Origin of the sequence: Streptomyces sp. NPDC058291, from assembly GCF_042880855.1 — a bacterium.
Lineage (GTDB): Bacteria > Actinomycetota > Actinomycetes > Streptomycetales > Streptomycetaceae > Streptomyces.
This window is the reverse complement of record NZ_JBHVYK010000020.1, coordinates 15,689-28,165: the sequence shown is the minus strand read 5'-3', so window position 1 is coordinate 28,165 and position 12,477 is coordinate 15,689. Positions and strand designations below refer to the sequence as shown.

Annotated in this window: 12 protein-coding genes and 1 tRNA gene; 4 read left to right on the top strand and 9 right to left on the bottom strand. The window is 74.7% G+C overall.

The window, feature by feature from the left end; genetic code table 11:
• Positions 1-84: 84 nt before the first annotated feature.
• Positions 85-1,353 (top strand): M6 family metalloprotease domain-containing protein, encoded by a 1,269-nt coding sequence (locus tag ACFVYK_RS13005; RefSeq protein WP_389772401.1) that lies wholly within the window; start codon positions 85-87, stop codon positions 1,351-1,353.
• 66 nt (positions 1,354-1,419) lie between these two features.
• On the opposite strand, the gene ACFVYK_RS13000 is transcribed toward ACFVYK_RS13005, so the two are convergent.
• From ACFVYK_RS13000 to ACFVYK_RS12970, 7 genes are all read right to left on the bottom strand, one after another.
• Positions 1,420-1,493 (bottom strand) — tRNA-Lys (locus ACFVYK_RS13000).
• Positions 1,484-2,071 carry a bifunctional DNA primase/polymerase gene (locus ACFVYK_RS12995; RefSeq protein ID WP_389772398.1) on the bottom strand — a complete coding sequence of 196 codons (588 nt, stop codon included), beginning with the start codon at positions 2,069-2,071 and terminating at the stop codon, positions 1,484-1,486. Before ACFVYK_RS12995 ends, ACFVYK_RS13000 begins: the two co-directional genes overlap by 10 nt.
• Before the next feature lie 165 nt (positions 2,072-2,236).
• Positions 2,237-2,605 carry a hypothetical protein gene (locus ACFVYK_RS12990; protein ID WP_389772396.1) on the bottom strand — a complete coding sequence of 123 codons (369 nt, stop codon included), beginning with the start codon at positions 2,603-2,605 and terminating at the stop codon, positions 2,237-2,239.
• Between the two features lie 152 nt (positions 2,606-2,757).
• A complete protein-coding gene (locus ACFVYK_RS12985) occupies positions 2,758-4,098 on the bottom strand; it encodes an AAA domain-containing protein (protein ID WP_389772394.1) in 1,341 nt (446 codons plus the stop codon).
• Positions 4,095-5,735 carry a hypothetical protein gene (locus tag ACFVYK_RS12980; protein ID WP_389772391.1) on the bottom strand — a complete coding sequence of 547 codons (1,641 nt, stop codon included), beginning with the start codon at positions 5,733-5,735 and terminating at the stop codon, positions 4,095-4,097. Before ACFVYK_RS12980 ends, ACFVYK_RS12985 begins: the two co-directional genes overlap by 4 nt.
• On the bottom strand, positions 5,726-6,970 hold the full coding sequence (locus ACFVYK_RS12975) for a hypothetical protein (protein WP_389772389.1): 1,245 nt from the start codon (positions 6,968-6,970) through the stop codon (positions 5,726-5,728). Before ACFVYK_RS12975 ends, ACFVYK_RS12980 begins: the two co-directional genes overlap by 10 nt.
• Entirely contained in the window at positions 6,867-7,820 is a 954-nt protein-coding gene (locus ACFVYK_RS12970) for a phosphatase PAP2 family protein (protein ID WP_389772386.1), read from the bottom strand. Before ACFVYK_RS12970 ends, ACFVYK_RS12975 begins: the two co-directional genes overlap by 104 nt.
• Positions 7,821-8,039: 219 nt before the next feature.
• Here ACFVYK_RS12970 and ACFVYK_RS12965 point away from each other — a divergent pair, with 219 nt between their 5' ends.
• Entirely contained in the window at positions 8,040-8,633 is a 594-nt protein-coding gene (locus ACFVYK_RS12965; RefSeq protein WP_389772383.1) for a histidine phosphatase family protein, read from the top strand.
• A gap of 106 nt (positions 8,634-8,739) precedes the next feature.
• Here ACFVYK_RS12965 and ACFVYK_RS12960 read toward each other — a convergent pair whose 3' ends face one another.
• Positions 8,740-10,236 (bottom strand): hypothetical protein, encoded by a 1,497-nt coding sequence (locus tag ACFVYK_RS12960; RefSeq protein WP_389772380.1) that lies wholly within the window; start codon positions 10,234-10,236, stop codon positions 8,740-8,742.
• A 256-nt stretch (positions 10,237-10,492) separates the two neighbouring features.
• Between ACFVYK_RS12960 and ACFVYK_RS12955 the strand changes: the two genes are divergently transcribed.
• Complete coding sequence (locus tag ACFVYK_RS12955) at positions 10,493-10,885, top strand: hypothetical protein (protein ID WP_389772377.1); 393 nt, start codon at positions 10,493-10,495, stop codon at positions 10,883-10,885.
• A 113-nt stretch (positions 10,886-10,998) separates the two neighbouring features.
• Positions 10,999-11,868 (top strand): spermidine synthase, encoded by an 870-nt coding sequence (locus ACFVYK_RS12950; RefSeq protein ID WP_389772374.1) that lies wholly within the window; start codon positions 10,999-11,001, stop codon positions 11,866-11,868.
• Here ACFVYK_RS12950 and ACFVYK_RS12945 read toward each other — a convergent pair.
• Positions 11,865-12,389, bottom strand: a complete 525-nt coding sequence (locus ACFVYK_RS12945) for a hypothetical protein (RefSeq protein WP_389772372.1) — start codon at positions 12,387-12,389, stop codon at positions 11,865-11,867. The two genes, ACFVYK_RS12950 and ACFVYK_RS12945, sit on opposite strands and share 4 nt — an antisense overlap.
• Positions 12,390-12,477: the final 88 nt, after the last annotated feature.

Genomic DNA, 12,477 nt, shown 5'->3' with positions numbered 1-12,477 from the left:
GTAGTACGACAAATTCACACAGGCTGGGTGGCGGTGTCCCGTGAACCGCCTCCGGAGGTCTCTGTGCCGCGTCTGCCGCGACCCGTGCGACTGTTCCCGCATCCCCGACTGCGCAGTACGGCGGCCGTGTTCACCACCCTGTCGGCGCTCGCCGCGACCTCCCTGATCGGCGGTCCCTCGGTCGCCGGACCCTACTCGGCCACACCCTGCGCGCTGGCCCGCACCGACGCCCACCACTCGGAGGGCCTGGACACCTGGAACACCGCCTACCCCCGCCCGACGCGCTCCCTCGACGCCGTCATGGTCTTCCTGTCCTTCCCCGACTGGACCCCCATGGCCTCCCCCGCCGAACTGGCCGCCGACCACTTCCCGGCCACCAGCCGCTTCTTCCGGCAGGCGTCCTACGGCAGGTTCACCCTGCGCGCGCACCCGCTGACCCAGTGGATCCGCATGCCGAAGCCGTCCACCGCGTACGCCATACAGCGCGACTGGAGCCCGGCCGGCCGGGCCGCCTACCTGCGCGACGCGCTGGCCGCCGCCGACCCGCACGTCGATTTCTCCCGCTACGACCTCGTCTACTTCGTGGCCGACCCCGACGCGCCCGGCGTCGACTCGGACGCGACGAAGGTCGTCAATCTGCAGACCCCGCTGCACGCCGACGGCACGGACATCCCGCGCGTCGTCACCGTCTTCGAGAAGCACCCTCCGGACCGGCTCGTCCTCGCCCACGAGACCGGCCATGTCTTCGACCTGCCCGACCTCTACCACCGCCCCGTCGACGGCAAGGGCGACTGGGACACCTATGTGGGCGACTGGGACCTGATGGGCAGCCAGTTCGGCCTCGCCCCCGACCTGTTCGCCTGGCACAAGTGGAAGCTGGGCTGGCTGCGGGACCGGCAGGTGGTGTGCGTGCCCGGGCCGGGCCCGACCCGGCTGACCCTGGAACCGCTGGCCGCCGGCCCCGGAGTGCGGGTCGCCCGCGCCTCCGGGCCGCCGGCCTTCGGGCTCGGCGGCGGCGTCAAACTCGCGGTGGTGCGCACCGGTGCCGACAGCGCGCTCGCCTTCGAGGCGCGCGGCCCGCTGGGCAACGACCGCGCCGCCTGCCGCGCCGGCATCCTCGTCTACCGCGTCAGCAGCGGCGCCCGGTCCGGCCGCGGCCCGGTGGAGGTGCTCGACGCCCATCCGCGTACCGAGGCCTGCTGGGAGAACTCCGTCTACCCGCCCCTCGCGGACGCCCCGGTCGGCCTCGGTGAGAGCTTCACCGTCCCCGGCAACGGCGTCCGCGTGGACGTGGAGGGGCGCACGCCCTCGGGCGAGTGGACGGTGAAGATCACGCCGGGCGTCCGCCTGTGAGAGCCGGCCGTCCGCGCCGGGCATGCGAAAGGCCCCCCGTTCGCACGAGGGGCCTTTCACTGTCTGTGCGCCGCCAGGGACTCGAACCCCGGACCCGCTGATTAAGAGTCAGCTGCTCTAACCAACTGAGCTAGCGGCGCCTGCTGACGTCGTAGACCTTAGCATCCTGGTCGGGGGGAGGAGAAATCGATATGCGCACGGCCGAGCGGGCCGCCCGGAGCGCCGCCCACAGCAGGATCTCGGGCCCCGGCAGCCAGGGGTGACGGGTGTCCGGAGCCACCGTCCAGCGGCTGACGGACCCGGTTTTCGAGAGGGCCGGCGCGGGCACGGTCACCGCGTCGCCGACGCCGTGACACAGCAGCGGCGGCACGGTCGCGCTGCGGCCCCCCGGACGCCCCTCGCCGCCCCACTCCTCCCACTCCAGCAGCGAGGGCAGCCGTTGGGCGGTGCCCGGCGCGGCGAACAACAGCGTCCGTCCGCGGAACGCGGCCACCGGCCCGGAGCCCGGCCCCTCGCCCCACAGCCGGTCGAGCATCAGCCGCCCGAACAGCGCGGGCGCGCTCACGATGTCGAACACCGAACCGCACGGCAGCACCACCGGGGCCTGCGGCCGCTCCGCCCACAGGGCGAGCGTGCTGCGCGGATACGTCCCGGCGGACGCCAGCCAGGCGGCGCCGTCCGAGGTGACGCCGAGGGGTTCGTCGTATGCGCTGCTCATGACGCCAGGTCTACCTGGCGTGAGCAGGCGATCTCACGGGGTTGTGAGAAACCGGGGCGCAGGGTGCGGGAAGGGAGTATCTTGCCCGCCCGGCATATGCCGCGGTGCGCACCCGGCTCGGGACCGGCGGCTCACACGGGACCGGCGGCTCACGGGACCGGCGGCTCACACCGGATCGGCGTGGCCGCGGCCCTCGGAGTCGCCCCGCAGCAGAGCGCGGCCGAACTCGACCATCTTCTTCGCGTAGTCCTCGGTCCACTCCGCCCGCTCGGCGATGTCCGCCGCCGTCAGCCGGTCGAAGCGGCGCGGATCGGCGAGTTGCGCGGCCGCCATGGCCTGGAACTCCACCGCCCGGTCGGCCGCCGCACGAAACGCGAGCGTCAGCTCCGTCGCCCGCGCCAGCAGCGCTCCCGGATCGTCTATCGACTCCAGGTCGAAGAAGTGCTCCGGGTCGCCGGTCGCCTCGGCGGGCTCGAAGAGCAGGGGCGCGGGGCGTAGCCGCGGTTCGTTCCGACGCGGCGTGGGCTCCGCCATGTCTCGGCCTCCTCGTACGGTTCGGATGACGCCACAGGTGGACAGCACCGGTGGAGTGGACCACCTTCCATTGTCCCCCGGCGGCGCGTGAGCCATTCGGGCCCGCATCCTCAAGCCCCCCGGGGCCGCCGATGTTCCCGGCCCCGCACTGCTCACGGTCTCCACGGGACGCGGTGTTCCGCGAGGTGCGCCAGAACGGCGTGGTTGGCCTCCCAGCCGTCCGGGAACTTCACCAGCGTGCCCAGCTGGACCGGTTCCGTCGACGGGTAGGCGTCCAGCAGGTCGCCCACGCCCGCCCGGCACACCACCACGCACGCGTGCCGGTGACGGGAGGCCAGGACGCACAGGCGGCCGGTCTCCAGGTGGAAGGCGGTGGCGTCCGGGCGGCCGGAGAGCGGGTGCAGGATCACCGTGACGTCGAACTCCATGCCCTGCAGCCGGTTCGCGGTGTCCACGGTCACGTCCGCCACGCCCAGCTCGGCCAGCGCCGTCCGCACCGCGGCCGCCTGGTCGCGGTGCGCCGTGCCGACGGCGACCCGGCCGGCGGTCAGCGGGGTCGGATCGGGGGAGCCGTCCGAGAGGGCCGCGCCGCCCCGGTCCAGGAGACGCCGCACGACCGTGGCCACCGCCCGGACCGCCTCCGGATCGGTGCGCGGGGTGTGCCGGGCGGGCAGCTCCAGCAGGCCCCAGCCCGACTCCGCCGCCTCGTCGATCACCCGGTCGGCGCCCGAGCCGTCCGAGGGAACGGCGAAGGACAGCAGACGGTCGCCGTGGTCCGTCCCGCTGCGGAACGGCGTGTACGGGTAGAACGCGGCGGAGACCAGGGGCGCGGCGGACGCCGGGAGCCGCCAGGACACCGGCAGGCGGTGCTGCGGCAGCTGCGGGTTGTGGGCGAGCAGGGTCGACACCGCCGAGGCCGACGGGTCGTAGGACAGGCCGGCCCACTGCTCGCCGCCCACGATCGAGAACGGGTCCAGCTGCCCCGGGTCGCCGACGAACAGCGCCCGCTCGAACAGCCCGGCCACGGCGAGCAGCCCGTCCGACCGCATCTGGTACGCCTCGTCCACGATCGCGTGCCGCCAGGGCTCGTCGACCTTCACATGCGCCCACTTGGCCGCCGTGGAGACGACCACCGGCAGCCCGGCCAGCTCCGCCGCCTTCGCCGACCTGCGGACGTTCGGCAGCCGTTCGAGCGCCTTGTCGTACGCGTCGACGTCGCTGCTGTGCAGCCGGCCCACCGGCAGCTCGGGGTTCTTGCCGGCCAACCGCTGCACCAGGTCGTCCACCTGGGCGTTGGTCTGGGCGACCACCATCAACGACCGCCCCGCCTCGGCGAGTTCGAGCGCGGCGCGGACGACGAGCGTGGACTTGCCGGCGCCCGGCGGGGAGTCGACGACCACCCCGCGCGCGGTGCCGTGCAGGGTGTCGCGCAGGATCGCGTCGGTGGCACGGGTCGCGGCGGCCCCGGGGTCGAAGGCGGCCTCGGTGCTCACAGAAGGTCCTCCTGGGTGACGGAGTCGGGGGCCTCGGGCGCCTGCTCCCCGGGCGGCCCGCCGTGCGTCCACGGCGTCTCCTCCGGGTCGGGCAGCTTCGCGCCGCCGCGCTGTTCGTGCTCGAAGAGCGTCCAGCAGAGCCGGTCGCCCTTCTCCGGCACCGACCCCGCCTCCGGCTCCTTGCCGCGGCCCATCTTGTCGACGATCCGCAGCACCAGCAGGACCTCGCCGTCGTCGCCGTCCTCGCCCTCCCACCGCACGAACTCCGCGGCCTGCGGCTTCCCGCCGAGCGAGCGGTACACCTTGGCCCGCTCCCCGAGATGCGGCAGGTCCTGCGTGCGGACCGTGACCAGCGGGCGCGGACTCGGCCTCCTGCCCTCGCTGTACGCCATGACGACGTCGACGACCTCGCCCGCGAACGCCTCGCCGGCCAGCCGCCGCGCCGCCATCACCAGCGGGTCGTCCAGCGCTTCCTGGGCTTCCAGACGGGCCTGTTCCCGCTCGCGCGTGGCCAGCTTGTTCGCGGCGGTGACCGCGTCGTCCCGGCGCGGCTGCGGGGGCTCGCCGGCGACGACCCGGTCGCGGTGCCCGGTGAAGGACCAGCGGTCACGCGTCCACCGCTCCTCGACGTGCGCGCCCTCCGGCAGCGACCGCAGCAGATCCAGGCCGCGCCACACCGCGTCCCAGGTGGGCAGCGTCCGGCTGCTCACCAGCGCGCGGATCTCCCCCTCGGCGGCGCTGAGCGCGCCCAGCCGGTCGTCGGCCTGCAGGCCGTCCTCGGCGGCGGCCAGGGCGGTGCGCGCGCGGTCGTAGCGCTCGATGGCCGGCGCGAGCAGCCGGTTGTCGAACGCCGGGTCGGTCGCCGGCCCGGCCGGCGGGCACAGCAACTGGCCGTCCGCGTCGCGCGCGAGCTCCGCCCGCAGCGCCGCCTCGCCGCCCGTCGCCGCCCGCCTCGACCCCCCGCCGAGCGGGTCCTCGCCCGCGGGAGGGTCGATCCAGGCGAGCAGCGCCCCCAGGTGCTGGTCCTCCAGGCTGGACTGTCCGGTGGCCCAGTGCCGGCCCAGCAGGTCCGTGACGGCCAACAGCAGGGAGGAGCCGGGCACCCGGGACCGCTCCCCGAAGTGCGTCAGCCACCGCCCGAGCAGCGGCACCCGCGGGGGCGCGGGATACGGCGTCTGCGGATCCTGCTCCGCCGTCCGCCGAAAGCGCATGGAACGGCCCAGGAGACGCACGTAGTCGACGCCCGCGCGGCTGGGGACGATCAGCTGGGGCGCGTCGGCGCACAGCTCGACCTCGACCTTGACGCGCTTGCCGGTCTCCGGGTCGGTCTCGTTGCGCTCCGCGGCCTCCACGGCGTCGGCGTAGGAGTCGATGTAGGGCAGCACGATGTCGGCCAGTTCGGCGAGGAAGGCGAACCGCAGGTCACGGTCGCGCGGCTGCGGCACGACGAGCAGGCGCGGCGCGTCCCGGTCGGTGCCGACCAGCGCGCCCAGCGGGGCGCCGGCCTCACCGGCGGTGGTCAGCGGCACGAAGACCAGCGGCCGCTCGGACAGATGCCGGTGGCGGACGGTGGCGGTGGGCTGGGCGCGGCCGGTGGCGACGGCCTCCAGCCGGGCGAGGGTGGTGATCAGCGACACGCGGGCACCGCCTCGGCGGCGGGCGTCCGCCCCTGCCACGACCCGTCCGGCGACTCGGTGCGCGAGGCGGCCGGGCCCAGCGCCTCGGCCCGCAGCCCGGCCGCTCTGCGCAGCGCGGCCACCGCCGGATCCCGTGGGTCCCCGGCCTCGCCACGGGCCGCCGCCAGGACGTCCTCGACGGTGGTCAGGGCGCCCAGGTCGGCCCGCACCGACCGGCCCAGGGCGGTGACCGCGCCGGCCGCGCGGGAGCGGCCGCGGCAGTGGAAGGCCAGCTCGCAGGCGGCCAGGCACTCCGGCGCGTACGCCGCCTCGACCGACTCGACGGCCGCCGTGAGCTGTTCGGCGGGCAGTTCGGGGGAGAAACAGGCGTCTTCGGGGAGGGCGTCGGCGATGTCCTGGATGCGGGTGAGGCGGGCCAGCTGGCGGGCGGTGACGGCACGCTGCTTGCGCACGTCCACGGCGGAGGCGGTGGGCAGGTTGGAGAAGTCCTTGGGGCACACGAGCAGCACGCGGTGGCGCACGCGCGGGGGCGGGTCGAGCCGGGCCGCGACCTCCTCCAGGGCCAGCACGTAGACGGCGGCCTGCCGGGCGGCGGCGCCGACCTTGGCCGGGTCCGCCGAGCCGTCCAGCATCGGGAAGGACTTGATCTCCACGACCGTCCAGCTGCCGTCCGGATGCACCACCACCGCGTCCGGCTCCAGGAAGGCGGCGGAGCCCGCGACGTCGAGGGCGAGCATCGGGTGGTCCAGGAGCGTCCAGCCGCCGGTCGCCGCGGTGGCCTCGCGCAGCGCCAGCGCCGTGCGCGCGGTGCGGCCCTCGGGGCCGATCGCGGACAGCTCGGGCACGGCCGCGTCGACGGGCGGCGGCGCCGCCGGATCCAGCCGCTCGTGCACCAGCCGCAGCAGCTCCGCGCCGCCGTCCGCCTTCACCTTCGCCTCGAAGGCGTTGCCTCGGGTCAGGGCGAACTGCGACTGCCCGAAGGCCGAGGGCGAGCCCAGCGCGCCGGCCAGCGCCGCCTTGTCGACCCCTGCGCCGTCGAGGATCGCGCGGCGCTTGCAGCCCGGGTTGGCGGCGAGCGCCGCGAGGGCGCGGGCGTCCAGCGCCTTGGCCGGGACGTCGGGACCGCGCAGTTCAGCGAGCCGCTGCCGGAGCGCCGTCCCCCGCGTCCGAGGGCGAGGCTTCGGGATCGGCGCCGGGCCGGAGCCCTGACTCGCGCTGCCGTGGAATTCGCTCACCCGGGGAAGTCTGGCATCCGCCACTGACAAGCGGCGCCGAAGTGCCCGTGGAGGCCGCCGGGACCAGCGGGAGGCGGGCCGTGAACCACACCCGGGCGCGGTCGGCGCCGCGCAGCACCAGCGGGGCCAGCAGCAGGCCGACGCCCATCACGGCCGCGCCCGCGACCGCGTCGAGGAAGTAGTGGTTGGCGGTGCCCATCACCACGAGCGTCGTCACCAGGGGGTAGACGACGCCCGCCGTCTTCGCCGTGCGCGTGCCGCCGTGCCGCCACAGCATCACACCGCACCACAGGGCCCAGCCCACGTGCAGGCTCGGCATCGCGGCGTACTGGTTGGTCATGCCGCCCATCCCGCGCGGCGCGCTCGCCTCGCCGCCCCACCAGCCGTACGAGCTGTACTGGGCCATCGTGTCGACGAAACCGTGGCCCGCCGACAGCAGCCGGGGCGGGCAGGTGGGCATCAGGGTGAAGCCGATGAGACCGATGAAGGTGGACGTCATCAGCCAGGTGCGGGCGGCCCGGTAGCGCAGGGCGCGGGAGCGGAACAGCCAGATCAGAATGGCCGGCGTGACCAGGTAGTGCAGCGACGCGTACCAGAAGTCGGCCGGCACGCCGATCCACGCCTCGGTCCTGAACAGCCTGTTCAGCGGGTGCTCGGCGTTGATGTGCAGGAACTTCTCGATGCGCAGGATCGCCAGTCCGTGGTCGACCGCGGTGGTGACGTCGCCCCGGGCGAGCAGCCGGCCCGCCGAGTAGCAGGCGTACACCAACACCAGCAGGGGCAGCTCGGTCCACCAGCGCAACCGCGTCCGCGGGGCCGCCTCGGTGCCTGGTGTCTCGGTCTGCGGCATCCGATCGCCTCCCCCATCTGGTCTGTGTCGTCGCTGCGGCGCCGGTGGCGCGGGACAGGCCACTTTACGGCGTGGGCGCGGGCCGGTGATGAGCGCCCCGGATCTCAAAGACGCTGAGATCGCCCCCCGGGTTGCCCCTGTTCAGGGTGAGCGATGATGGAGGGGATCCGCCCCGACTTCCCCCTGGTCCCTCCCAGGGTTCTCCCGGAAAGGTCCCCCATGGCACCGCGCATCCTGCTGGCCCGGCACGGACAGACGGAGTGGTCGCTGTCCGGCAAGCACACCGGCAGGACCGACGTGCCGCTCCTGGAGGAGGGGCGCAGGGGCGCGAAACTGCTGGGCGAGCGGCTGCACCGGGCGCCGTACGACGGCCTCGCCGGCGTGGAGATACGCACCAGCCCGCTGGTCCGCGCGCGGGAGACGTGCGAACTCGCCGGTTTCGGTGAACGGGCCACGACCTGGGACACCCTCATGGAGTGGGACTACGGCGCCTACGAGGGCATGACGCCCGCCGAGATCCAGGCCGCCCGGCCCGGCTGGCTCATCTGGCGCGACGGCGTCCCCGAGGGGGAGACCCTCGCCGAGGTGACGGCCCGGGCGGACGAGGTCGTCGCCTGGGCCCGCTCGGCCGACCGGGACGTGCTGGTCTTCGCCCACGGTCACGTCCTTCGCTCCATCGGGGCACGCTGGCTGGGTCTGCCGCTGGACTTCGCGGCGCGGATCCGTCTCAACCCGACGTCGCTGTCGGTGCTGGGCTGGGCCTACGGCGAACCGGCGATCGAGAGCTGGAACGACCTCGGTCATCTCGCGTAGCGGACCGGGGCGGACCGGGCCGGACTGTTCCGGAGCGGACCGGACCGGACCGGTCCGGCCGGCGTTCCCCGCGCGTCCCTGGGCCGGGTGCGTCACCGGCCGTCCCTCACGGCATGCGCGGCGTGGAGGCGTGCCGCTCCAGGAACGTCGAGACGTCCCCCGCGCGCCGGTGCGGCAGCAGCACCCGGGCCGTCCCCGCCAGCATCGTCTGGATCCGGGACGACTGGACCTGGTCGAGCAGGTCCAGGACCCGCATCCCCGCGACCGCGGCCTCGTCGGGCCGGCCCCCGCGCGCGAGGTCGTCCGCCAGCTCGGCCGTGTACAGCGCGATGTTGCGCGTGAAGTGCGGATCCTGCAGCTCGGCCGCCCGTCCGGCGTGCCGGGCCGCGCGCGGCCACTCGCCGAGCGTGGACCAGCACTGCGCCGTGAGCCCCTGCAACTCTGCCTCGCCGTAGAAGCTCATCCACTCGGGGTCGTCGTCGCACGGGCCCCGGTCGTAGAGGGCCCGCGCGCGCACCAGCGCCTGCTCGCAGCCGGTCCGGTCGGCGAGCCCGGCCCAGCCGCCCGCCTCGCGCAGCGCGAGCAGCGACATCAGGCGGGGCGAGCCCAGCGGACGGGCGACGCGCTGTGCGGCCTGGGCGGCCCGCACGGCCTCGCGGGGGCGGCCGGCGTCCCGCGCGAGGAACGCGGTGTTGCAGAAGGCGTGCGCCTCCAGCGCCTGGTCCCCGGTCATCCGGGCGGTCGCCAGGGCCTCGGCGTAGTGCGAGCGGGCGTCGTCGAAGCGGCCCGAGTCGTGCGCCAGCCAGCCCACGGAGATGGCGAGCTCGCCGGCGCCCGAGTGGAGCCGGTCGGCGGTCGTCTGCCGGGTGGTCCCGGCGTCCAACAGCGCGTAGGCGGCGCGCAGCGGAGCGGCCGCGCGCCGGTAGAGGCCGTCGGCCCCGTGCCGGTCGTCCAGCAGCCGGATCCGGCGGACCGCTTCCTCGAGGGCGCCCGCCTCGCTCGTCCCCGCTCGGCGCACGGGACGCGCCGCCGCGGACGCGTTCCGCGCGAACCCGAAGGGGCCCAGGGTGGCGACGGCCATCGTGGCGCCTCCGCCGGTCATGAATGCGCGACGCAGCACGTCGCTCTCCTCGTGGTCGTGGTGCGTGTCGTACGTGTCCTGCGTGTCTTGCGTGTCATACGGCTCATCGGCCCCACCCGTCTCAGCGGTCTCAGCGGTCTCATCCGTCTCACCCTTGTCCCACCCGTCATTCGTGGTGCGCGCCGGTCGGTCGGAGCACGCGCAAGGCGCTTCCCCGACGGCACGCGCCCCTCGGCCGCGAACGGTCGAGCGGGGTGCGAAACCCAGATCGGTGAGGGTGCGGCCGGGGAACATGTGCAGGAACACCCGCTCGTAGGCGTAGTTGGGGCAGCGGATCTCGCCGGCCTCGACCCGCCCGACGTAGCGGGCGTCGCAGCTGACCCGCTCGCCGATCTCGCGCGCCGCCCGCCGCACGAGCGCGGCGAACTCCGCCGGTGAGCGCTGTCCGCGCAGCCGCCGGAAGGCGAGGTTGGGCCGTGGTGGCCGGTCGGGCAGAGGTGGGGTCACCGTTGACGACGCCATGGCCGGGTCCTCTCGTGCGAACCGTCGAACCATGCCGGAGCAGGGGTGAGTGGTCCGTGTGGCACCCTTGTTCCCGGCGGGCAAGAACGTACTCGCTGTGATCGGGCCGTCAGGCGGTGTTTGGCTACAAACCGGATATCTCATCCACGATCTGCCATGAACTGCCATCCTTTGCGGCGGACTTCCGCCGTAGCCCTTGACGCCGTGCGACGTTGAACCTTGTGGACTACAGGCGGGCTGCGCGGTGGAGGCCGGGATGGAGACCAGCCAGAGCAACGATCCTTGTACGTCGTCGGTGACGGCGTGCGACCTAGTGACGGTGCCCACCCGTCAGGGCTTGGAGGCGGTCGACATCCTGCGAAGGGCGTCGTCGGCGGGGGACGGGATGGGCCCCGTCCTGCACGACGACGGCGACGACACCCTCGGCTTCGTGGTGCCGGCCGGCACGGCGGCGGCCTGGGACGTGCCGGGCAGCACCTGCACCCAGACCGACGGCCGCGGGCTGAGACTCGCCCCCGAGCCGCCGCCGCGGGGCTCGGACTGGCTGGTGCCGCCCGGCGAGGCGGACCTCGCGACGGATCCGGCGGTCCTGCGGCGGGCGTTGGGCGAGGCGGCCCGGCTGATCGAGGCGGCGGACAGCTGCCGGTAGGGCCCCTTGCCGCGGTGTGACCCGAGGGCCTTCCGCGGGCCCGCGCGGCGGTCGGCCGCACGCCCGCTCGCAGGGGCGCGCGGGGAACGTCATGGGCCTGCGAAAATGCTGTCATGGCAAAGTCCAGGAACACCCGGCGCGGGCGGGACGCCGACGCCGCCGTCGCCGAGGCCGTCGACGGCGGACTCGCCCGGCTCGTACCCGACCGGGACCGGCCGCGGGCCTGGACGCTGCTCATCGACGGAGCCCCCCAGTCGCACGTCGACCTCGACGACCCCTCCTACCTGTCCTTCGAGTACCAGCGGCGCCTCGGCCACGTCGTCGACGTCGCCTCCCCGCCCGGCAAGCCCCTGCAGGTCGTCCACCTCGGCGGCGGCGCCCTCACGCTCGCGCGGTACGTCGCCGCCACCCGCCCCCGCTCCACCCAGCAGGTCGTCGAACGCGACGCGGCCCTCGTCGAACTGGTGCGCCGCGAGCTGCCGTTGGACCCGGGTGCCCGGATCCGAGTCAGATCCGTCGACGCCCGGGAAGGGCTCGCCAAGGTGCCCGACGGCTGGGCCGACCTCGTCCTGGCCGATGTGTTCAGCGGGGCCCGCACGCCCGCCCACCTCACCTCGACCGAGTTCCTCGACGAGGTCCGCAGGGCGCTGAAGCCCGGCGGGCGCTACGCCGCCAACATCGCCGACGGGCCGCCGCTCGCGTATCTGCGCGGCCAGATCGCCACCGCGGCCGCCCGCTTCCCGGAACTCGCGCTGATTGCGGACCCGACCGTGCTGCGCGGCAGACGGTTCGGCAACGCGGTGCTCGTCGCCTCCGACCTGCCCCTGCCGGTCCCCGAACTGACCCGCCGGGCCGCCTCCGATCCGCACCCCGGCCGCGTCGAGCACGGCCGCGCGCTCACCGACTTCACCGGCGGCGCGACACCGGTCGCCGACGCCTGCGCGGTCGCCTCGCCCGCGCCTCCGCCCTCGGTGTTCGGCTAGTACGTCCCGATCTCCACCCGGGGCGGACCGTCGTGCCAGGTGCAGAAGACCGACACCCGGTCCGCGCCGGAGGCGAACTCCACCCGGATCCACGACTCCGTCTTCCACACCTGCATCGACCAGCCCGCGCCCGGGGTGGCCGAGACGAGCGTCGCCGAGGTCCGGCCGAGGTCGAAGACGGCCCGCCCGCCGTCGGTGTCATAGCTCCTGACGGTGCTCCCGGCCGTCGCGGAGGAGGCGGAGGCGGTGGGGGAGGAGCCGGCCGTCGCCGTTTTCGAAGGAGCGGGCGCGGCCGTGCGACTCGGGCGGGGGGACGCGCTCGCCGACGGGGCAGGCGGGCTCGTCGAGGAGGCCAGGGGGGCCGGCTCCCGCGTGCTCGCGTCGGCCGCGGTGAGCGGCAGGGCGCGCGGCGGGTCGTAGACCGTGCCCGCCATCACCGTGTGGACGCCCCACCACGACAGCGTGACCGCCGCGCCGGTGGCGAGCGACCAGGCCAGTACGTGTACGAGTCCTCTGCGCATCGCGGGCCATCTTGCCCCACCCGCCTCACCCGTGTCGCACGGATGTGCCCCCGTTCCGCCCGGCCGCCGCACCGGCCGTCCACCGCGG